At 67.5% G+C, this 19973-nt stretch carries 18 protein-coding genes; 11 read left to right on the forward strand and 7 right to left on the reverse strand.

The genetic code is table 11. The annotated features are described in order from the left end of the window. Positions 1–94: 94 nt before the first annotated feature. From topA to tldD, 3 genes are all read right to left on the reverse strand, one after another. Positions 95–2779: a type I DNA topoisomerase gene (gene topA / locus AC2ITM_RS04910; protein WP_486468708.1), complete on the reverse strand. Its 2685-nt coding sequence runs from the start codon at positions 2777–2779 to the stop codon at positions 95–97. Between the two features lie 136 nt (positions 2780–2915). Then, a complete protein-coding gene (dprA, locus tag AC2ITM_RS04915; RefSeq protein WP_486468709.1) occupies positions 2916–4046 on the reverse strand; it encodes a DNA-processing protein DprA in 1131 nt (376 codons plus the stop codon). 148 nt (positions 4047–4194) lie between these two features. Then, positions 4195–5628, reverse strand: a complete 1434-nt coding sequence (tldD, locus tag AC2ITM_RS04920) for a metalloprotease TldD (RefSeq protein ID WP_486468710.1) — start codon at positions 5626–5628, stop codon at positions 4195–4197. Positions 5629–5846: 218 nt separating this feature from the next. Between tldD and coxB the strand changes: the two genes are divergently transcribed. The 9 genes from coxB (at position 5847) to AC2ITM_RS04965 (ending at position 13296) form a co-directional block, all read left to right on the forward strand. Continuing rightward, positions 5847–6689 (forward strand): cytochrome c oxidase subunit II, encoded by an 843-nt coding sequence (gene coxB, locus AC2ITM_RS04925; protein ID WP_486468711.1) that lies wholly within the window; start codon positions 5847–5849, stop codon positions 6687–6689. Positions 6690–6772: 83 nt separating this feature from the next. Then, complete coding sequence (gene cyoE / locus AC2ITM_RS04930) at positions 6773–7720, forward strand: heme o synthase (protein WP_486468712.1); 948 nt, start codon at positions 6773–6775, stop codon at positions 7718–7720. Next, complete coding sequence (locus AC2ITM_RS04935) at positions 7711–7887, forward strand: cytochrome C oxidase assembly protein (protein WP_486468713.1); 177 nt, start codon at positions 7711–7713, stop codon at positions 7885–7887. The genes cyoE and AC2ITM_RS04935 overlap by 10 nt, the downstream gene beginning before the upstream one ends. Before the next feature lie 3 nt (positions 7888–7890). Beyond that, entirely contained in the window at positions 7891–8448 is a 558-nt protein-coding gene (locus AC2ITM_RS04940) for a cytochrome c oxidase assembly protein (protein ID WP_486468714.1), read from the forward strand. Between the two features lie 22 nt (positions 8449–8470). Beyond that, positions 8471–9271 (forward strand): cytochrome c oxidase subunit 3, encoded by an 801-nt coding sequence (locus tag AC2ITM_RS04945; protein WP_486468715.1) that lies wholly within the window; start codon positions 8471–8473, stop codon positions 9269–9271. Positions 9272–9384: 113 nt separating this feature from the next. Beyond that, positions 9385–10062, forward strand: a complete 678-nt coding sequence (locus AC2ITM_RS04950) for an SURF1 family protein (protein ID WP_486468716.1) — start codon at positions 9385–9387, stop codon at positions 10060–10062. Then, positions 10059–11447, forward strand: coding sequence for a threonine synthase (thrC, locus tag AC2ITM_RS04955; RefSeq protein ID WP_486468717.1), 1389 nt, complete (start codon positions 10059–10061; stop codon positions 11445–11447). Before AC2ITM_RS04950 ends, thrC begins: the two co-directional genes overlap by 4 nt. Then, a complete protein-coding gene (locus tag AC2ITM_RS04960) occupies positions 11444–12706 on the forward strand; it encodes a M16 family metallopeptidase (RefSeq protein ID WP_486468718.1) in 1263 nt (420 codons plus the stop codon). The genes thrC and AC2ITM_RS04960 overlap by 4 nt, the downstream gene beginning before the upstream one ends. Beyond that, complete coding sequence (locus tag AC2ITM_RS04965) at positions 12706–13296, forward strand: GNAT family N-acetyltransferase (protein ID WP_486468719.1); 591 nt, start codon at positions 12706–12708, stop codon at positions 13294–13296. Before AC2ITM_RS04960 ends, AC2ITM_RS04965 begins: the two co-directional genes overlap by 1 nt. Before the next feature lie 85 nt (positions 13297–13381). Here the strand turns inward: AC2ITM_RS04965 and AC2ITM_RS04970 are convergent, their stop codons facing one another. Both AC2ITM_RS04970 and AC2ITM_RS04975 read right to left on the reverse strand, forming a co-directional pair. After that, the gene (locus AC2ITM_RS04970; RefSeq protein ID WP_486468720.1) at positions 13382–14179 is read right to left on the reverse strand and encodes an EcsC family protein; all 798 of its coding nucleotides are present in this window, start codon (positions 14177–14179) and stop codon (positions 13382–13384) included. A 185-nt stretch (positions 14180–14364) separates the two neighbouring features. Beyond that, on the reverse strand, positions 14365–14850 hold the full coding sequence (locus AC2ITM_RS04975) for a GNAT family N-acetyltransferase (RefSeq protein ID WP_486468721.1): 486 nt from the start codon (positions 14848–14850) through the stop codon (positions 14365–14367). A 79-nt stretch (positions 14851–14929) separates the two neighbouring features. On the opposite strand from AC2ITM_RS04975, the gene AC2ITM_RS04980 reads away from it, so the two are divergent. Further along, complete coding sequence (locus tag AC2ITM_RS04980) at positions 14930–15535, forward strand: flavin reductase family protein (protein WP_486468722.1); 606 nt, start codon at positions 14930–14932, stop codon at positions 15533–15535. Between the two features lie 30 nt (positions 15536–15565). Here AC2ITM_RS04980 and AC2ITM_RS04985 read toward each other — a convergent pair whose 3' ends face one another. After that, positions 15566–17176 (reverse strand): SulP family inorganic anion transporter, encoded by a 1611-nt coding sequence (locus tag AC2ITM_RS04985; protein WP_486468723.1) that lies wholly within the window; start codon positions 17174–17176, stop codon positions 15566–15568. 569 nt (positions 17177–17745) lie between these two features. Here AC2ITM_RS04985 and AC2ITM_RS04990 point away from each other — a divergent pair. Further along, the gene (locus AC2ITM_RS04990; RefSeq protein WP_486468724.1) at positions 17746–18276 is read left to right on the forward strand and encodes an adenine phosphoribosyltransferase; all 531 of its coding nucleotides are present in this window, start codon (positions 17746–17748) and stop codon (positions 18274–18276) included. Positions 18277–18549: 273 nt separating this feature from the next. Here AC2ITM_RS04990 and AC2ITM_RS04995 read toward each other — a convergent pair whose 3' ends face one another. Beyond that, complete coding sequence (locus AC2ITM_RS04995) at positions 18550–19965, reverse strand: FAD-binding oxidoreductase (RefSeq protein ID WP_486468725.1); 1416 nt, start codon at positions 19963–19965, stop codon at positions 18550–18552. Positions 19966–19973 lie beyond the last annotated feature (8 nt).

Here is a 19973-nt window from a genome sequence, read left to right on the forward strand (position 1 = left end):
CGGGAAGTCAATTTCCCGCTGCGTCGCAGCGGCAGTGCCGCAATGCAAAACGGCGCCCCGGGGGGCGCCGTTTCAGCAGGTTTTCGGGACCGGATCAGTCCTCGTCGATCAGCGGATCGCTGTCAGAGGCAGCCTTGGCCGACTTGGCGGGGGCCTTCTTGGCCGCCGTCTTCTTGGCCGCGGGCTTTTTCGCGGCGGCCTTCTTGGGGGCTGCGCCATCGGCCTTCTTGGCGGCGGTCTTCTTCGGCGCCTTCTTGGCCGCGACCTTCTTGCCGGACTTGGCGGCGCGTTCGGCGATCAGTTCCACCGCGCGGGCCATGGTCAGGGTCTCGGGATCATCCTGTTCGCCCAGGGTGGCGTTGATCTTGTCCCATTTCACGTAGGGCCCGTACTTGCCTTCCATGATCTGGACCGGGCCGCCGGCCTCGGGGTGTTCGCCCAGCTCTTTCAGGGCCTTGGCCGCGGCCCCGCCGCGGCGCGAGGCGACCTTTTCCGCCAGCAGCTGCACCGCATGGTTCATGCCGACGGTCCAGACGTCCTCCAGACCCGGCAGGTTGGCATTGGTGCCCCCCCGGTTCGAGGTCGTGTCGGCATGTTTCAGATAGGGCCCGTAGCGCCCGATATTGGCCCAGACATTCACGCCATCCTCGGGGTGGCTGCCGATCAGCCGCGGCAGTTGCAGCAGCTTGACGCCCTGTTCCAGGGTCAGATCCTCGGGGGTCCAGGCCTCGGGGACGGACTGGCGCGGCGGCTTGGGGTTCTCGGTCGTCGCCTCGCCACGCTGCACATAGGGGCCGAAGCGGCCCTTGAAGACGCGGATCTGGTCGCCCGCATCCTCGCCCAGCAGCTTGCCGTCGGGGGGGATGGCGCTGGCCTCGGCCTCGGGGTCGGGGGGGCCGAAGGGACGGGTATAGCGGCATTCCGGGTAGTTCGAGCAGCCGATGAACGCGCCCCCGGAGCGCGCGGTGCGCATCGACAGCCGCCCCTGGCCGCAGTTCGGGCACAGCCGCGGATCGGTGCCGTCGCCGGTCGGCGGGAACAGATGCGGCTCCAGCACCTCGTTGATCTTGTCGAGCACATCGGTGATGCGCAGTTCGGACGTTTCTTCCACGGCGGCGTGGAAATCGCGCCAGAAGCGCGCCAGCACATCCTTGTAGTCGCGTTCGCCCGCCGAGACGTCATCCAGTTCCTCTTCCAGCCCGGCGGTGAAATCGTATTCCACGTAGCGCTTGAAGTAGTTCTCAAGGAAGGCGGTCACCAGACGGCCCTTGTCCTCGGGGATCAGGCGGTTCTTGTCCTTGCGCACATAGCCGCGGTCCTGGATCGTCGTGACGATGCTGGCATAGGTCGAGGGACGGCCGATGCCCAGCTCTTCCATGCGCTTGACCAGCGTTGCCTCGGTGTAGCGCGGCGGCGGCTGGGTAAAGTGCTGCTCGGGGGTGATGTCCTTCTTGGCGGCGGCCTCGCCCTGGTGGATCTGCGGCAGGCGCTTGTCGTCATCGCCCTCGACGTCGTCGCGGCCTTCCTCGTAGATCCGCAGGAAGCCGTCGAACAGCACCACCTGGCCGGTGGCGCGCAGTTCGACCTGGCCGTCCTGGCTGCCGATGTCGACGGTGGTGCGTTCCAGCCGGGCGCCTTCCATCTGGCAGGCGAGCGTCCGCTTCCAGATCAGGTCGTAAAGCTTGGCCTGGTCATCCGACAGCTTCAGCGCGGCGGCGTCCTTGGTCATGTCGGTGGGCCGGATGCATTCGTGTGCTTCCTGCGCGTTCTTGGCCTTGTTCTTGTAGGTGCGGGGGCTGGCAGGCACGTATTCCTTGCCGAAACGGTCGGCAATCGCGTCGCGGCAGGCGGCCACGGCCTCGGGGGCCATGTCGATGCCGTCGGTCCGCATGTAGGTGATGTGGCCGGCCTCGTAGAGGCGCTGCGCGGTGTTCATTGTCGCCCGCGCCCCCATCGAGAACTTGCGCGACGCTTCCTGCTGCAGGGTCGAGGTCATGAAGGGCGGCGAGGGGTTGCGCGAGGCGGGCTTGGCCTCGACCGACTTGACGCTGAGCGCCCGCGAGGTGATCGCCTGCACCGCCAGTTCCGCCTGGGTGGCGTTCTCGATCGAGAACTTGTCCAGCTTCTTGCCCGCCAGCAGCGTCAGGCGGGCCTCGTAATCCTGGCCGCGCGGCGTCGTCAGAATAGCCTTCACGGTCCAGTATTCGCGCGCCTTGAAGACCTCGATCTCCATCTCGCGCTCGACGATCAGGCGCAGGCAGACCGATTGCACGCGGCCCGCGGATTTCGCGCCGGGCAGCTTGCGCCACAGCACCGGCGACAGGTTGAAGCCCACCAGGTAATCCAGCGCGCGGCGGGCCAGATAGGCCTCGACCAGGGGCGCATCGACCTGGCGGGGGTTCTTCATCGCCTCGGTGACGGCGGATTTGGTGATCGCGTTGAACACCACGCGGCTGACCGGCGTGTCCTTCTTGATCGCCTTGCGGTCGCGCAGGGCTTCCTCAAGGTGCCAGGAAATCGCCTCGCCCTCGCGATCAGGGTCGGTGGCGAGGATCAGCGCATTGTCCTCTTTCAGCGCGTCGGCAATCGCCTTGACGTGCTTTTTGCTGTCCGCGGCGATCTCCCACTTCATGTCGAATTCGTGGTCCGTGTCCACCGATCCGTCCTTCGCGGGAAGGTCGCGGACATGCCCGTAGGAGGCCAGAACAGTGTAGTCGGAACCCAGGTATTTGTTGATTGTCTTGGCCTTGGCCGGGGATTCGACAACGACGACGGGCATACGGATTCCTTTCGCGACGGGGGGCGACTCTGGGGTCACACCTTGGCGGCGGAAGATGTGGGCACTCTGCCCCGGTTGTCAATGGAGGGCAGGAAAGCCCATGCCGCAATGCGGCAACTGCTCGCGGTGGGGAAAATCACGGCAGACGCAGGATCCGGCCGCCTGGTTGCCTTTCTATCAGGCCGTCCAGTTCCAGTTCCGTCAGGGCGGGGCCGATATCCTGGGCGGGGGCGGCGACCTCGCGGATCAGGCGGTCTTCCTCGATGGGCGAGGGGCCCAGCCGGTCCAGGATCTGCCGGTGCAGCAGCGCGGTTTCGCGCAGGGTCCGGCGGGGGCGGGCGGGTTCGGGCAGGGGCAGCTCCGCGGCCAGCGGCGGCACCGCGCTGCCCAGGGTTTCCAGCACGTCGGCCGCGCCACGCACCAGCGTCGCGCCGTCGCGCAGCAGCAGGTTGCCCCCGGCCGAGCGCGGATCGAACGGGTGGCCGGGCACCGCCATGACCTCCCGGCCCTGGTCGAGTGCATCGCGCGCGGTGATCAGCGAACCGGATTTGGCGGCGGCCTCGACCACCACCAGCGCGCGCGACAGCCCCGAGATGATGCGATTGCGCTGCGGGAAATGCCGCGCCGCGGGGGGCTGGCCCACGGGCTGTTCCGACAACCGCAGGCCCAGATCGGCGATGCGATGGGCAAGCTCTGCGTTTTCACGGGGATAGAGGGTGTCGATGCCGCCCGCCTGCACCGCGATGGTGCCGGTGATCAGGCTGCCTTCGTGGACGGCCGCGTCGATGCCGCGCGCTAGTCCCGACACGGTGACATAGCCCGCAGCCCCCAGATCGGCGGCCAGCTTGCGCCCCATGCGGATCGCCAGCGACGAGGCGTTGCGCGCCCCCACCAGCCCGATCGCCGGGCGGCGCAGCAGCGCCAGATCGCCAAGCGCCCACAGCAGGGGCGGCGCATCCGCCACGTCCATCAGTGCCTGGGGGTAATCGGATGTGCCATGGACCAGCAGACGGGCGCCCAGCTTTTCGCCGGCGCGCAGTTCCTGTTCGGCCACGGACACGGGACAGGGGGCATAGCGGTCCAGCCCGGCTTCGCGGGCGACCTGCGGCAGCACCTCTAGGGCCGCTGCCGCATTACCATGCTCACTCATTAACCTGAAATAGGTCGCCGCACCAACACGGTGCGAACGCAAGAGACGGAGGCACGAAAGCCGAGCATCTTCCGTGGTGGGTGGGAGTGGGGGGTGAGTGGAAGGATGTGTTCCCACGACCGTCGTGACTCCGCCTGCTTGCAGAATCGAACCTAGGTCTGCCCGGTTAATTATCGGTAAAGATTATTCTTAATGAGATCTTAAGTTTTGGGCGCCCCCTCGCGCCGGGGTTGCAAGGGGACGCTTCAGGATTGCGAAAGTCCCCTCAGGTGGCGGAGCCGCCCACCGTCAGACCGCCAATCAGAACAGTGGGCTGGCCCACGCCCACCGGCACCCATTGCCCGGCCTTGCCGCAGTTGCCCATGCCCGGATCCAGCGCCATGTCGTTGCCAAGCGCGCGGATCTTCTTCATCGCCGCCGGGCCGTCACCGATCAGGGTGGCGCCCTTTACCGGGGCGACGCGCTGGCCGTTCTTCACCAGATAGGCCTCGGTGCAGGAGAAGACGAACTTGCCGTTGGTGATGTCCACCTGACCGCCGCCAAAGCCCACGGCATGGATGCCGTCCTTCATCTCGGCCACGATGTCGGCGGGATCGGCATCGCCGCCCAGCATGTAGGTGTTGGTCATCCGCGGCATCGGCGCATGGGCATAGCTTTCGCGCCGCCCGTTGCCGGTGGGCTCGACCCCCATCAGGCGCGCGTTCTGCCGGTCCTGCATGTAACCCACCAGGATGCCGTCCTCGATCAGCACGTTGCGCTGCGAGGGCGTGCCTTCGTCGTCGATGGTGATCGAGCCGCGCCGGTCGGGGATCGTGCCGTCGTCCAGCACGGTGACGCCCCGGGCCGCAACCTGCTGGCCGATCAGCCCGGAAAACGCCGAAGAGCCCTTGCGGTTGAAATCGCCCTCAAGGCCATGGCCCACCGCCTCGTGCAGCATGACGCCCGGCCAGCCGTTGCCCAGCACCACGTCCATGATGCCGGCGGGGGCGGGGATGGCTTCCAGGTTGACCAGCGCGACGCGCAGTGCCTCGCGGGCCTTGGCCTGCCAGTCGCGCGGGGCCAGCAGCCCGTCCAGGGCGATTCGCCCGCCGCCCCCGGCGGTGCCGGTCTGACGCTGGCCCTTGTCCTCGACGATGACCGAGACATTGACCCGCGTCATCGGACGCACGTCGCGCACGATGCCGCCCTCGGGGCGCAGGATCTCGATCTCCTGGCAGGAGGCGGCGATGGTGGCGCTGACCTGCACCACCCGGGGATCCAGGTCGCGGCAGAAGGCGTCGATCTCGCGCAGCGTGTCGACCTTCACCGGAAAGCTGTGCCCGGCGATCGGGTCCAGTTCCGCATAGAGGTGCCGGTTGGTGGCGCGCGGCGCGGGCGCCATGATGCCGCCACCGTCGCCCACCGCCAGCCGCGCGGTGGCGACCGCACGCTTCAGCGAGGATTCCGAGATCTCGGTCGAATGGGCATAGCCCGCGACCTCGCCCTTCACGGCGCGCAGGCCAAAGCCCTCGGAGGCGTCATACGAGGCGGTGCGGATGCGCCCGTCATCGAAATGCAGCACCTCGCCGCGCTGGCGTTCCAGGAACAGCTCTCCGTCGTCGGCGCCCGCGACGGCCTCTCTCAGCAGGGCCAGGGCGCGGCCCTCGTCCAGCATGGTCTCGAACGGGCGGAAGGGGGTTTCCGGTGCGTTTCCAGTCATTTAGCAGCCTCTTTTTCCCGCTATGCGTGTTCTACCCAAGGGCGAAAGTTCAAATTTTTCAACGCAGAAGACGAGGATTGTCTTGATCTGAATCGAAAAAAGCGGCTGTCATGGCCAGCACAGCGATTGTTGTCGTCCAGGAGAGGATAGGGGCTCGCGCGGGAGGAAACAACGGGGCCCACCCGTTGAGGAGCGCGACCGCCCCGCGGGGAGGAGACATGCGTCATCGGAAATACCTTGCGGCCCTTGCGGCCGCCCTGCCTGCCGTGCCGGTCCGCGCCGAGGACCTGCCGGTGATCGGCAAGCCCCTGTCGGGGCACATCGGCTTTCAGCCCGCCGCGACGGAACTGGCCCGTGATGTGCATTGGCTGGAGGGCATGATCCTGTGGATCATCGCGGCGGTGGTGGTGCTGGTCTGCGCCCTGTTGCTGATCTGCATCTTCCGGTTCAATCGCCGCGCGAATCCCGAACCGCGCAGCTTTACCCACAATTCCCCGCTCGAGATCACCTGGACCCTGGTTCCGGTCCTGATTTTGCTGTTCATCGGGGCGTTTTCGCTGCCGGTGCTGTTCAAGCAGCAGGTGATCCCGGAAGGCGACATCCACATCAAGGTCACCGGCTACCAATGGTACTGGGGATATGAATATACGGATGCGGAGGCCGACGGATTGGCGTATGAGGGGTTCCTGTTACCGCGCGAGGAACTGGCCTCCTACGGTTACAACGACGATGAATATCTTCTGGCGACCGACACTGCCGTTGTGGTGCCGGTCGGCAAGACCGTGGTCATGACCGTGACCGGCGCCGATGTGATCCATTCCTGGACGGTGCCGGCCTTCGGCGTGAAGCAGGACGCCGTGCCCGGCCGGTTCGCCCAGCTCTGGTTCAAGCCCGAGCGCGAGGGGATCTACTTTGGCCAGTGTTCCGAGCTTTGCGGCAAGGATCACGCCTACATGCCGGTCACCGTCAAGGTGGTCGCGCAGGAGACCTACGACGCCTGGATGGCGGCGAGCAGGACAGCAGGACGGTTCGTGCCGCTCTCGGATCTGCCCGCGGCCTAGGGCAGATCCTGCCCCTCTGCCGGGGCCGTAAGACGCGGGTTCCCGTCGGGTGGGCGGGCCGTGGCATGTGAAAGAGACGAGACATGACCGACGCAAGCATTGATCCGCAGGTGCGGGAGGGGGACGCCAGCTTTGGCGATTACATTGCCCTCCTGAAGCCGCGGGTGATGTCCCTGGTGGTCTTCACCGCCCTGGTGGGCCTGGTGGCGGCCCCGGTGCACGTGCATCCCTTCATCGCCTTCTGCGCCATTCTCTTTATCGCGGTGGGCGGCGGGGCCTCGGGCGCGCTGAACATGTGGTACGATGCCGATATCGACGCGGTGATGAAACGCACCGCCAAGCGGCCGATCCCGGCGGGCAAGGTCAGCCCGGAAGAGGCCCTTGGCCTGGGGCTGGCGCTGTCGGGCTTCTCCTGCGTGATGCTGGCGCTGGCGACGAACCTGTTCTCGGGTCTGTTCCTGGCCTTCACCATCTTCTTCTACGCCGTGATCTACACCATGTGGCTGAAGCGCTGGACGCCACAGAACATCGTCATCGGTGGCGCGGCGGGTGCCTTCCCTCCGATGATCGGCTGGGCGGTGGCGACCGGGGGCATCAGCCTCGAATCGGTGCTGATGTTCCTGCTGATCTTCATGTGGACGCCGCCGCACTTCTGGGCGCTGGCGCTGTTCATGAAGGGCGATTACGACAAGGCCGGCGTGCCGATGCTGACCGTCACCCATGGCCGCCCGGCAACGCGCCGCCACATCGTGATCTACACGCTGCTGCTGGTGCCGCTGGCGATCGGGGCCGGGCTGACCTCGATCGGGGGGCCGATCTACATGAGCGTCGCGGTGGTGCTGAACGCGCTCTTCCTGTGGGGCGCGGTGCGCATCTGGAAGCGCGACGAGGACACCGCCATCGCCGACAACTACAAGGTCGAGCGCTGGTTCTTCAAACTGTCGCTGCTGTATCTGTTCCTGCATTTCGCCGCCATCATGGCCGAGGCGCTGCTGAAGCCCTGGGGCTACGGGGGATGGGGATGGCTCTGACCCGCGAACACGAGCTGCACCGCCGCCGCAGGGGCCGCAACCTGGGCTTGGGCGGCGTGCTGGCCGCGTTCTGCCTGCTGATCTTTGTGCTGACCTTCGTCAAGGTCGAGACGCAGGACATCCGCTTCCCTCCCGGCGCTGCATCCGTGGACAGCGGAGGGAACTGAGCCATGGCCATGGACCGCAAGGTGCGAACCGTCTGGCAGATGATCGGGGTGATCGTCGTCATGGGGTCTCTCGCCTGGGTGGCGGTCCCGGCCTACAGCTACTTCTGCGCGGTCACCGGCTTTGGCGGCGTCACCCAGCGGGCCGAGGCCGCCCCCGACCATGTGCTGGATCGCACCATCAAGGTCCGCTTCGAGGCCGCAACCGACCGCGCCATGCCCTGGACCTTCCGGCCCCTGCAGCGCGAGATGGAGCTGCGCATCGGCGAGACGGGCCTGGCCTTCTACGAGGCCACCAACCCCACCGACCGGGTGATCGCCGGTCAGGCCAGCTATAACGTCACCCCCTACGAGGCGGGCGGCTTTTTCACCAAGATCGCCTGCTTTTGCTTCACCGAGCAGGTCCTGCAGCCCGGCGAGAGCGTGCAGATGCCGGTGACCTTCTATGTCGATCCCGCCATGGTCGAGGATCGCGACGCCAAATACGTCTCCTCAATCACCCTTGGATATACCTTCTACGAGATCGACCTGCCGCAGCCTGCGGCCGGGGGAAAGCTGAACTGACGCGCACGGGAGGGCCTGCCAGATGGCGCATGAGAAGAACCACGACTACCATATTCTGACCCCTTCGGTGTATCCGTTCCTGGCGGCGGTGGGGACCTTCCTGCTGCTGTTCGGGGCGGTCCAGCTGATGACCGAGGGGCGGTTCTGGATCTTCCTGGTGGGGCTGGTCATCGTGATCTACACGATGTTCGGCTGGTGGCGCGACACCGTGCTGGAGAACGCCGCCGGAGATCACACGCCGGTGGTGCGGATCGGTCTGCGCTACGGCTTCATCCTGTTCATCATGTCCGAGGTGATGTTCTTCGGCGCCTGGTTCTGGACCTTCTTCAAACATGCGCTCTACCCGATGGGGCCCGACAGCCCCGCGGTCGACGGCCAGTGGCCGCCCGCCGGCATCGAGACCTTCGACCCCTGGCACCTGCCGCTGATCAACACGCTGATCCTGCTGTGTTCTGGGGCGGCGGCGACCTGGGCGCATCATGCCCTGGTGCACGAGAACAACCGCAAGGACCTGCAGGCGGGGTTGCTGATCGCCATCGTGCTGGGGCTGCTGTTCACCGGCTTCCAGGCCTATGAATACAGCCACGCCGCCTTCGGCTTTGGCGGCAATATCTACGGCGCCACCTTCTTCATGGCGACCGGTTTCCACGGGGCGCATGTGATCATCGGGACGATCTTCCTGCTGGTCTGCCTGCTGCGGGCGCGGGCCGGACATTTCACCCCCGACAACCACATCGGCTTTGAGGCTGCGGCCTGGTACTGGCATTTCGTCGACGTGGTGTGGCTGTTCCTGTTCGCCTCGATCTACATCTGGGGGCAGTAGGCTGCGGGAATGCCGCGCAGGCGCGGCAGCCTGCGGCGCGCATATTTGGGGAAAGATGAAATCCGGGGCGCGGCAGGAGGAGGCCGGGCCCCTTTTTCGCGGGGGGAAGGGACATGAGGGCGGTTTGGGGGGCGGTGGCGATCGGGCTGGGCGGGGCTGCGGTGCTGGCGGGGCTGGGCGACTGGCAACTGCGGCGCCTGGCCTGGAAGGAAGACCTGCTGGCGCGGATCGAGGCGCGGATCGCGGCAGACCCCGCAGCCGTGCCGCGGGCGCCCGATCCGGTGGCGGACCAGTACCTGTCGGTGGCGGCCGAGGGCGTCTTTGTCGGGCCGGTGCTGCGGGTGCAGTCGGCGCGCGACGGGCAGGGGGCGGGATGGCGGCTGGTGCAGGGCCTTGACACCGGTGCCCGGCGGATCCTGGTGGACCGGGGCTTTGTGCCCCAGGGGGCGGCTCTGCCCGGGGCCGAGGGGGGGCGGGTCACCGGCAACCTGCTCTGGCCTGACGAGGTGGATGCGATGACCCCCCGGCCCGATCTGCAGGCGGGGCTGTTCTATGGCCGCGACATCGCCACCATGGCCGAGGTGCTGGGCACCGAACCGGTGCTGCTGGTGCGGCGCAGCGGCGCGGGGGGCGGCGGCGCGCTGCAGGCGGTGCCGGTGGGAACGGGGGGAATTCGCAACGATCACCGCCAATATGCCCTCACCTGGTTCGCCCTTGCGGTGGTTTGGCTGGCCATGACCGCCTATCTGATTTATCGGATGCGGAAACAGGTAGAAGGCGAGACGTCGTGAAATACATTTCCACCCGGGGGAAGGCCCCTGAACTGACCTTCCGCGATGCCATGCTGACGGGCCTGGCACGGGACGGTGGCCTTTACGTTCCCTCCGAGATCCCGACGCTGAGCGCCGACGAGATCCGCGCCCTGGGCGGTCTGAGCTATGAGGAAACCTGCTTTCGCGTGATGTGGCCCTTCCTGGGCGGCACCTTCAGCGAAGAGGAATTCCGTGGCTGCATCGCGCGCGCCTACGAGGGCTTTGGCCACGCGGCCCGCGCGCCGCTGGTGCAACTGGCCCCGAACCATTTCCTGCTGGAGTTGTTCCACGGCCCGACCTTGGCCTTCAAGGACTTCGCCATGCAGCTGATCGGCCAGCTGTTCCAGACCGCGCTGGCCAAGACCGGGGAACGCATCACCATCGTCGGCGCGACCTCGGGCGATACCGGCTCGGCCGCGATCGAGGCGTTCCGGGGCCTCGACAACGTGGACGTGTTCATCCTGTTCCCGCATGGCCGCGTCAGCGACGTGCAGCGCCGCCAGATGACCACCCCCGAGGACGCCAATGTCCATGCCCTGGCGGTTGATGGCGATTTCGACACCTGCCAGGCGCGGGTGAAGGACATGTTCAACGACTTCGCCTTCCGCGACGAGGTCGGGCTGGCGGGAGTCAACTCGATCAACTGGGCGCGGGTGCTGGCGCAGGTCGTCTACTACTTCTCTTCGGCGGTGTCGCTGGGCGCGCCCGACCGCAAGATCAGCTTTACCGTGCCGACCGGCAATTTCGGCGACATCTTCGCGGGCTACATCGCGCAGAAGATGGGCCTGCCGATCGAGACGCTGGTGGTTGCCACCAACCAGAACGACATCCTGCACCGCTGCCTGACCACCGGCGAATACCGGCCCGATGGTGTCGTGCCCTCGATCAGCCCGTCGATGGACATCCAGGTCAGCTCGAATTTCGAGCGCGCGCTGTTCGATGCCCTGGGCCGCGACGGCGCCGCCGTCAGCCAGCTGATGGACGAGCTGAAGGCGGGCGGCTTCACGGTGCCCCAGGGCGCGCTGCAGGCCCTGCAGGAACTGTTCCTGTCCGGCCGCTGCTCGGAAGATGAAACCAAGGCCACCATCGCCGCGCTGCGCGCCACGACGGGCGAACTGCTGTGCCCGCATTCCGCCGTTGCGGTGAAGGTGGCACAGGACCTGCGCGATCCGGCGGTGCCGATGATCACCCTGGCCACCGCCCATCCGGCCAAGTTCCCCGATGCGGTGGACGCGGCCAGCGGTGTGCGCCCCGGCCTGCCGCCGCGCATGGCGGATCTTTTCGACAAGGACGAACGCGTGACCCGCGTCGCCGATGACCTGGCCGCCATCGAGGCCCTGGTCCGTGACCGGAGGCGCGCATGAGCGTTCAACTGACGACCCTGAAGAACGGCTTCCGCATCGTTTCGGAAACCATGCCCGGCTTGCAATCGGCCTCGATCGGGATCTGGGTGGGGGCCGGTGGCCGCCACGAGCGCCCCGAGCAGAACGGCATTGCCCATTTCCTGGAACACATGGCCTTCAAGGGCACCAACACCCGCAACGCGCTGCAGATCGCCGAGGTGATCGAGGACGTGGGCGGCTACATCAACGCCTATACCTCGCGCGAGGTGACGGCCTATTACGCCCGCGTGCTGAAGGCCGACGTGCCGCTGGCGCTGGAAGTGATCGCCGACATCCTGCGCGACAGCATCTTCGATGCCCGCGAGATCGAGATGGAACGCGGCGTGATCCTGTCGGAAATCGGCCAGTCGCTCGATACGCCCGATGACGTGATCTTTGACTGGCTGCAGGAACAGGCCTATCCCGAACAGCCGCTGGGCCGCACCATCCTGGGCCCGGAAGAGCGCGTGCGCGCTTTCACCCGCGAAGACCTCTCGGGCTTCGTGGCGGAACATTACGGCCCCGGCCAGATGATCCTGTCGGCGGCGGGGGCGGTCGATCACGACCAGATCGTCGCCATGGCCGAACGCCTCTTCGGCGACATGGTGGCGCGCACCCAGCCCGGCCTGGTGCCCGCCCGCTTCGTCGGCGGCGACCTGCGCAAGGTCAAGAAGCTGGAACAGGCCCATGTGACCTTCGGCTTCGAAAGCCCCGACTACCGCCATCCCGATGCCTATGCGGCGCAGATCTATGCCGGGGCGCTGGGCGGCGGCATGTCCTCGCGGCTGTTCCAGGAAGCGCGCGAGAAGCGCGGCCTGTGCTACACGATCTTCGCCCAGGCCGGCGCCTATGCCGACAGCGGCATGACGACGATCTACGCGGGCACCTCGGGCGACAAGGTGGCCGAGCTTTCCGGGCTGATCGTGGACGAGATGAAGCGCGCCGCCGAAGGGCTGACCCAGGCGGAAACCGACCGTGCCCGGGCGCAGATGAAGGCGGGGCTGCTGATGGGCCTCGAAGGTTGCTCGGCGCGGGCCGAACGCCTGGCCCGCATGATCGAGATCTGGGGCCGCGTGCCGGCGCTGAACGAGGTGGTCGAGCGCATCGATGCCGTCACCCCTGACGACCTGCGCCGCCATGCCGAACAGATGGCGGTCGCGGCACCGATGGCGCTGGCCCTCTATGGACCGGTCAAGGGCGCGCCCGCCTTTGCCGGCCTCCAGGCGCGCCGGGCCGCCTGATGCTGCCGGGCCGGCGGAAGGTCCAGATCGAGAGCGACCGGCTGACCCTGCGTCCGCCGAGCCACTCCGACTTTCGTCCCTGGACCAACCTGCGCGACGACAGCCGCGATTTCCTGACGCCCTGGGAACCCACCTGGGCGTCAGACCACCTGACCCGGCGCAGCTTCACCAACCGCGTCTACTGGGCGCAGCGCTCGATTTCGGGGGGGACGGCGCTGCCGCTCTTCCTGATCCGCCGCGAGGACCAGATGCTGCTGGGGGCGATCACCCTCGACAACATCCGCCGGGGGCCTTCACTGTCAGGAACGCTGGGCTACTGGATCGGCCAGCGCTATGCCCGCCAGGGCTTCATGCGCGAGGCGATCCATGCCGTCGTCCACCACGCCTGGCACCGCATGGACCTGAGCCGCATCGAGGCTGCCTGCCTGCCGGAAAACACCCCCTCGCGGCGCCTCCTTGAAAGCTGCGGCTTCAAATACGAGGGCGTGGCGCAAAGCTACCTGCAGATCGACGGCCGCTGGCGCACCCATGTCCTTTATGCGGCCCTGCGGATGGACCGCCGCGGCCGCACCGACGCCGGCATCGCCTGAGGCCCCGCCTTTCATCTTTCCGGAAATATGCCGGGGATGAATTGCGCCGCAGGCGCAAGAAGGGGCAGCGCCCCTTGGCCCGGTTTCAGTCCCGGGCGATCGGCTTGCGGGTCAGCTCGGCCCTGAGCGCCTCGACCAGATCGCCATGCGGCTGCCCGGCCTCGATCGCCAGCTGGCGCAGGCCGAACTGCACATGGGCCATGTCGCGATAGTATTTCGCATAGGCGAAATTGGTGGCCGCCCCCGCAGCCGCCCCCAGCAGCGGCACCGTCTGGGTCGCCAGTTTCCGCCCGAGCGCCACCGCGAGTTTCGGCGCCACCCGCGTCAGCATGGCATTGAGCGCCGGCCCCGTCAGCGTCATCCGCGCCGCCAGGAACCCCGTGTCGGCGCCATCGTCGCCCGACAGCGGCCCGGCGGCGGCCAGCACCTGGATCGAATCGAACTGCACGTTCTGCGCCTTGGGGTCGAAACCGTATTCGGCAGCCACCCCCTGCACCGAGCGCAGCAGCATCGTCGTGGTCACCGGCAGCTCGGCCAGCGCCGAGGGCAGCCCGCCCAGCCCGCCGACGGCCCCCAGCCCCGTGGCCACGGCCCGGTCGACCCAGCCCGGCTGGTCCTTCACCAGCTCGCGCGAGCGTTCGGCGGCGCGCACCGCGCTGAAGAGCGCGGTTTCGGTGGCCCGGCCAAGGCGGTCGCGCACCGGCTGGGGCAACCGCTCGAGCAGTGTCTCGGCGCGGCCGCCCAGCAGGTTCAAAACCCGGATGCCGGGGCCGGAGGCGTCGCGGTAACGGGTGGCGAGGGCCTCGATGCGGGTGGCGATCTGGGCCTCGGTCAGGGGGGTGATGCGGGCGGGCGGGAGAACCCGGATGTCGATCTCTGCCATGGGTCAAAGATGGGGGCGCGGGGGGCGGAAGGGAAGAGGCGGTGCGGCAGAAGGCGCGGAACCGGAGATCGGTCGCGCAGGGGGGCATTGGGCAGAGACTGTGAGGGGGGAAGGGGGCGCTGCCCCCTCTTGCGCCTGCGGCGCAATTCACCCCCGAGGTATTTGGAACAAGAAAATGGGCAGGGTCAGTCGGCGCGGGTGACCTTGCCGTGGATGCCGTGCCAGCCGTCGAGGATCAGCGGGCGTCCGAGGATCCGGTCGGGGTTGGTGGGCGGCGGCATTTCCACGCCCTCGAGCTTTTCGAAGCCGAAGCGGCGATAGTAGGGATAATCGCCCACCAGCAGGGCGCGGGTCCAGCCCTGGGCCGTGGCCTCGTCAAGGGAGGACTGGATGAGCAGGGCGCCGAGGCCCTCGCCCTGGTGGGTGGGGTGGACCGCCACGGGGCCCAGCAGCAGCGTGCGGTGGCGTCCGACCATCACCGGCCAGTAGCGGATTGCGCCGCCCACCGTGCCGTCGCTGTCGCGGGCGATCATGCACAGACCCTTCACCGGATCGATGCCGTCGCGCAGCCGGTAGGAGCTGAGCGCGGTGCGTCCGGGGGCGAAACAGAGGTCGTAAAGGGCCTCGACTTCCCACCAGTCCTCGCTGGTTTCGGGCGCAATCGTGAACATCGCTGGCGTCGCCTCTCTTTCAGTGTTGGAATGGCAGGTAGCACGGGTGACCCCGAGCTTCAAACCCAAGGAAACCGTCATGTTCTATCGTCCCGCCGAAGGCCATCCGCTGCCACACAACCCGATCAAGGCCATCATTTCGCCGCGGCCGATCGGCTGGATTTCGACCAGGGGGGCGATGGGGGACAATCTGGCGCCCTATTCCTTCTTCAATGGAATCGCCGATACGCCGCCGCAGGTGATGTTCGCCTCGACCGGTGCGAAGCCTGACCGCGCCTATGCCAAGGACAGCCTGTTCCAGGCGCGCGAAAGCGGGGTTTTCTGCGTCAACATCGTCTCGGAGGGGCTGAAGGATCAGATGAACCTGTCGACCACCGCCCTGCCTGCAGGGGAGGACGAGTTCCTGTATGCCGGGCTGGCAAAGGCCGAGTGCGAGGAGATCGACTGCCCGCGGGTGGCGGCGGCGCCCGCCAGCCTGGAATGCCGGGTGCTGCAGGTGATCGACCTGAAGGGCGAGGACAACCACATGGTCATCGGGGAAGTCGTGGGGGTGCACATCCATCCCGATGCGCTGGTCGATGGCCGATACGAGGTCACCAAGGTGCGGAACCTGTCGCGGCTGGGCTACCGCGACTATGCGGCGGTGAGCGAGGTGTTCTCGCTGTTGCGGCCCGGTCAGAAGTGAGGCCGGGGGGCGTCTTGCCCCCCGTTCCGGTCAGCCCAGCGGGCCGGTGCGCACCTTGTAGTCGGTGGCGACGCCGTAATCGGGGTCATTGTCGCTGTCGATGACCAGATGGCCGGCGCGGCGCAGCAGGCGGTGGCAGTCGCGGCTGAGGTGGCGCAGCTGCAGGTCCTTGCCGGCGGCCTCGTATTTCTCGGCCAGGCTTTCGATGGCCTGCAGGGCGGACTGGTCGACGACCCGGCTGTCGTCGAAATCGACGATCACCTTTTCGGGATCCGCCGCGACGGTGAACACTTCGGCAAAGCCGTCGGTCGAGCCGAAGAAGAGCGGCCCGTGGATCTTGTAGATCTTGGCGCCCTCGGCGTCGGTTTCGGTCGAGGCATGGATGCGGCGGGCGTTGTTCCAGGCATAGGCCAGCGCCGAGATGATCACGCCCACGATCACCGCCGTGGCGAGGTCGGTCAGCACCGTCACCACGGTGACGATGATGATCACGGCCGCGTCGGTGCGCGGTGCCTTGGCGATGATCTTGAAGGAATTCCAGGCGAAGGTCTCGATCACCACGATCAGCATGACGCCGACCAGGGCGGCCAGGGGGATCATCTCGATCAGCTTCGAGGCCACGAGGATGTAGCTGAGCACGAAGAGCGCCGCCACCACGCCCGCGATCCGGGTCCGCCCGCCAGAGCGGATGTTGATCATCGACTGTCCGATCATGGCGCAGCCGCCCATGCCGGTGAAGGCGCCGGCGACGATGTTGGCCGTGCCCTGGGCCACGCAGTCCTGGCTGGCGCCGCCGCGCTGGCCGGTGATCTCGCCCACCAGGTTGAGGGTCAGCAGGCTTTCGATCAGGCCGACGGCGGCCATGATGACGGCATAGGGCAGGATGATCTTCAGCGTCTCGAAGGTGAAGGGCACCATCGGGATGTGGAACGGTGGCAGAACGCCCTTGATATGGGCCATGTCGCCGACATCGGGCACGTTCAGCCCGAAGCCCAGAACGATGGCGGCGGTGACGATGATCGCGGCCAGCGGCGCGGGCACCAGTTTCGTCAGCCGCGGCATCAGGTGGGTGACCGCCATGGTCAGCACCACGAGGCCCAGCATGATCCACAGCGTCGGGCCGCTGATCCATTGTGTCGGGCCCGGATCATGCGCCGTGCCGGGGACGTGGAATTGTTCCAGCTGCGCCAGGAAGATGATGATCGCCAGACCATTGACGAAGCCCAGCATCACCGGATGCGGCACCAGGCGGATGAACTTGCCCCATCGCATCAGTCCGACAAAGATCTGGATCACCCCGGCCAGCATCACTGCGGCAAAGAGGTATTCGATCCCGTATTGCGCGACCAGCGACACCAGCACCACCGCAGTCGAACCCGCCGCCCCCGAGATCACCCCGGGCCGCCCGCCCAGGATCGCGGTGATCAGGCACAGGAAGACCGCCCCATAGAGGCCATTGACCGGGTTCACCCCCAGCACGAAGGCGAAGGCCACGACTTCGGGCACCAGCGCGAGCGAGGTGGTCAGCCCGGCCAGGAACTCGATCCTCAGGCGGTCCAGCGACAGCCCCTCGGTCGGAGAGATCCGCAGATCGGGCAGGGTGATGCGCTTGGCAAACGCCCCGAATTCGGTCTTGGGCATGTGGCGGTCTTTCGTTCTGTCTGGTCTGGGTCCCGGGTTAGCGGCTTTGCCCCTGGGCGACAAGGCGCGGGCGGGCGATGCCTGAGGTTGCGCAGCCTTTGTGACAGGGATTGCCGGTGCTTGCAGCGCCCGGGCCGGATGTGATGCGGGGTGTTGGCGCGGCGGCCGGCCGCCCGCGCCTCGGGCCGTGTCAGGCCGAAAGCCAGCCGCATCGGCGTCGTTCCGGCCCCGGGCTGCAATGGCGGACCTTGCGGGACTGCTCAGGCGGTCTGGACAGGCAGGCGGTCCGCGCAGGCAGCGCGCCATGTCCGGGCTGCCGGAAGGCCCGGCGGCCTTCTCGGCAGGTGGGCTATCGGCAGTGCGGCCCGCCCAAACGAGCGCAGGCCAGGGCGTGGCCCTCTGTGGCGGCTGCGCCCGAGGCGCGCACCCTGCGTCGGTCGTCGGATCCCGGCGCGATGGCTTTGCTAGATCGGGCCCTTGCCTCTGGCCGAAAGGCTGACTTGGCGGCGGGCTTGCAGCGCCCGCGCCTTTGCGTCATCACGCATGGGTTTTTCGGAAAAGGGCCCCTCATGAAGACCGTCAAGGACTACATCCGCACGATCCCGGATTTCCCGCACGAAGGCATCATGTTCCGCGATGTGACCACGCTGTTCGCCGATCCGCGCGGCCTGCGCCTGGCGGTGGACCAGCTGCTGGATCCCTTCGTCGGCGGGTGCATCGACAAGGTCGTGGGGCTTGAGGCGCGCGGCTTCATCCTGGGTGGCGCGATCGCGCACCAGCTCTCGATCGGCTTCGTGCCGGTGCGCAAGAAGGGCAAGCTGCCGGGGGCCACGCTGGGGGAGAGCTATACGCTGGAATACGGCCAGGCCGAGGTCGAGATCCACAAGGACGCCCTGCAGTCGGGCGAGCGGGTACTGATCGTCGATGACCTTCTGGCCACCGGCGGCACGGCGGCCGCGGGCATCACGCTGGTGCAGCGCCTCGGCGCCCAGGTCGCCGGCTGCGCCTTCGTCATCGATCTGCCCGAGCTTGGCGGCCGCGCCCGCCTGGAGGCGCTCGGCATGACCGTCCATGCCCTGTGCGCCTTCGACGGCACCTGACATCCGTCAACACTTTGGCAACCAACCGGCGCTATCCCTGCCTTGCCGGTCGGGAGCCGGCACTGCTTGCGAAGGATCCTCCCCCGGATCCGGGCGCGCCCTGTCCGTCCCCCGGCAGGGCGCGTTTTCGCAAGGATTTCGCCGCCTGCGGCGACGAAGCCTCCGGCGGGCATATTTACCGGAAAGATGAAAGAAGGCCGGGTTCCCTGTCATCTGACTGGAAATACTCCGGGGGAGGCGCGGCGCAGCCGCGGCGGGGGCAGAGCCCCCTCTTCAGCGCAGCAGCGCGCCGGGGTTCAGGATGCCCGCGGGATCGAACAGCGTCTTGATGCCGCGCATCATTTCCAGCTTCAGCGGATTGCCGTAGCGTTCCAGGTCATCGACCTTCAGGCGGCCAACGCCGTGTTCGGCACTGAAGGCGCCGCCGTGTTTGGCCACAAGGTCATGGATCATCCGCATGAACTCGTACTTGCGGGGCAGGTAGGCGTCGCGGGTTTCGCCCTCGGGGGGGAAGACGTTGTAATGCAGGTTGCCGTCGCCCAGATGGCCGAAGCAGTTCAGCCGGAACGGGCCCATCTGCGCCAGCCGCGCGCGGCCTTCCTCGATGAAGGCGGGCAGTTCCGACAGCGGCAGCGACACGTCATGCGAGGAGATCGCGCCGGTCAGCCGGTTTCCCTCGGGGATGGTTTCGCGCATGGTCCAGAACTCGGCCGCCTGGGCCTCGTTCTGGGCGATCAGGCCGTCGCTGGTCAGATCCGCCTCCAGGGCTGCGGCGAAGATCTCTTCCAGCTGGGCGGCGGGGTCGATACCTGCGCTGGTGCCCAGCTCGGTCAGCACCATCCAGTCGGGCGAGGGATCGAAGGGGCGGCGGATCTGCGGCAGGTGGGTGCGCAGGAATTCCAGACCCTGGCCCGAGATCAGCTCGAACCCGGAAATCGTTTCGCCGGCAATGTCGCGGGCCAGCGCCAGCAGGTCCAGGGCGGCGGCGGGCGAGGGCACCACCATCACCGCCGTCGCGTGGCGGGCGGGGCGCGGGAAAAGCTTCATCGCGGCGCCGGTGATCACCCCCAGCGTCCCTTCCGAGCCCACCATCAGGTCGCGCAGGTCGTAGCCGGTGTTGTCCTTGCGCAGGCGTTTGAGCAGATCCATCACCCGGCCGTCGGCCAGCACGACCTCCAACCCCAGGCACAGCTCTCGGGTGGTGCCGTAGCGCAGCACGTTCAGCCCGCCCGCATTGGTCGCCAGGCTGCCGCCGATCCGGGCCGAGCCCTGCGCCCCGAAGCTGAGCGGGAAGACCCGGTTCACCTCGTCCGCGGCGCGGTGCAGGTCCTCGACCAGCACGCCCGCATCGGTGACGATGACGTTCTCCTGTGGCAGGACCTGGCGGATGCGGTTCATGCGTTCCAGCGACAGCACCACCGGCGCGGGCCCCTCAGGCATGACCTGGCCGCCCACCAGTCCGGTGCCGCCGCCATAGGGCACCACCGGCACCCGGGCCGCGTGGCAGGCCGCCATCACCAGCGAGACCTCCGCCGTCGAGCCCGGCGCCACCACCACCCCCGCTTGCGCCTTCCAGGTGCCGCGAGGCTCGCTCAGGTAGGGGGTGGGGTCGTCGCGAAAGGCCATTTCGGGCAGCAGCGTGCGCAGGTGGCGGACAAAGGCGTCATCCGCCGGGGACAGGTCTTGCATGGCAGGTC

The sequence above is a fragment of the Pseudooceanicola sp. NS-SX9 genome, from assembly GCF_057380705.1.

Coding starts and splice junctions, on each gene's coding strand:
- cyoE (WP_486468712.1), top strand. CDS start 6,773: ATGACCGACGCAAGCATTGATCCGCAGGTGCGGGAGGGGGACGCCAGC.
- AC2ITM_RS04950 (WP_486468716.1), top strand. CDS start 9,385: ATGAGGGCGGTTTGGGGGGCGGTGGCGATCGGGCTGGGCGGGGCTGCG.
- topA (WP_486468708.1), bottom strand. CDS start 2,779: ATGCCCGTCGTCGTTGTCGAATCCCCGGCCAAGGCCAAGACAATCAAC.
- AC2ITM_RS04970 (WP_486468720.1), bottom strand. CDS start 14,179: ATGGCAGAGATCGACATCCGGGTTCTCCCGCCCGCCCGCATCACCCCC.
- AC2ITM_RS04975 (WP_486468721.1), bottom strand. CDS start 14,850: ATGTTCACGATTGCGCCCGAAACCAGCGAGGACTGGTGGGAAGTCGAG.
- AC2ITM_RS04960 (WP_486468718.1), top strand. CDS start 11,444: ATGAGCGTTCAACTGACGACCCTGAAGAACGGCTTCCGCATCGTTTCG.
- AC2ITM_RS04995 (WP_486468725.1), bottom strand. CDS start 19,965: ATGCAAGACCTGTCCCCGGCGGATGACGCCTTTGTCCGCCACCTGCGC.
- AC2ITM_RS04980 (WP_486468722.1), top strand. CDS start 14,930: ATGTTCTATCGTCCCGCCGAAGGCCATCCGCTGCCACACAACCCGATC.
- tldD (WP_486468710.1), bottom strand. CDS start 5,628: ATGACTGGAAACGCACCGGAAACCCCCTTCCGCCCGTTCGAGACCATG.
- AC2ITM_RS04945 (WP_486468715.1), top strand. CDS start 8,471: ATGGCGCATGAGAAGAACCACGACTACCATATTCTGACCCCTTCGGTG.
- coxB (WP_486468711.1), top strand. CDS start 5,847: ATGCGTCATCGGAAATACCTTGCGGCCCTTGCGGCCGCCCTGCCTGCC.
- AC2ITM_RS04940 (WP_486468714.1), top strand. CDS start 7,891: ATGGCCATGGACCGCAAGGTGCGAACCGTCTGGCAGATGATCGGGGTG.
- AC2ITM_RS04935 (WP_486468713.1), top strand. CDS start 7,711: ATGGCTCTGACCCGCGAACACGAGCTGCACCGCCGCCGCAGGGGCCGC.
- AC2ITM_RS04965 (WP_486468719.1), top strand. CDS start 12,706: ATGCTGCCGGGCCGGCGGAAGGTCCAGATCGAGAGCGACCGGCTGACC.
- AC2ITM_RS04985 (WP_486468723.1), bottom strand. CDS start 17,176: ATGCCCAAGACCGAATTCGGGGCGTTTGCCAAGCGCATCACCCTGCCC.
- AC2ITM_RS04990 (WP_486468724.1), top strand. CDS start 17,746: ATGAAGACCGTCAAGGACTACATCCGCACGATCCCGGATTTCCCGCAC.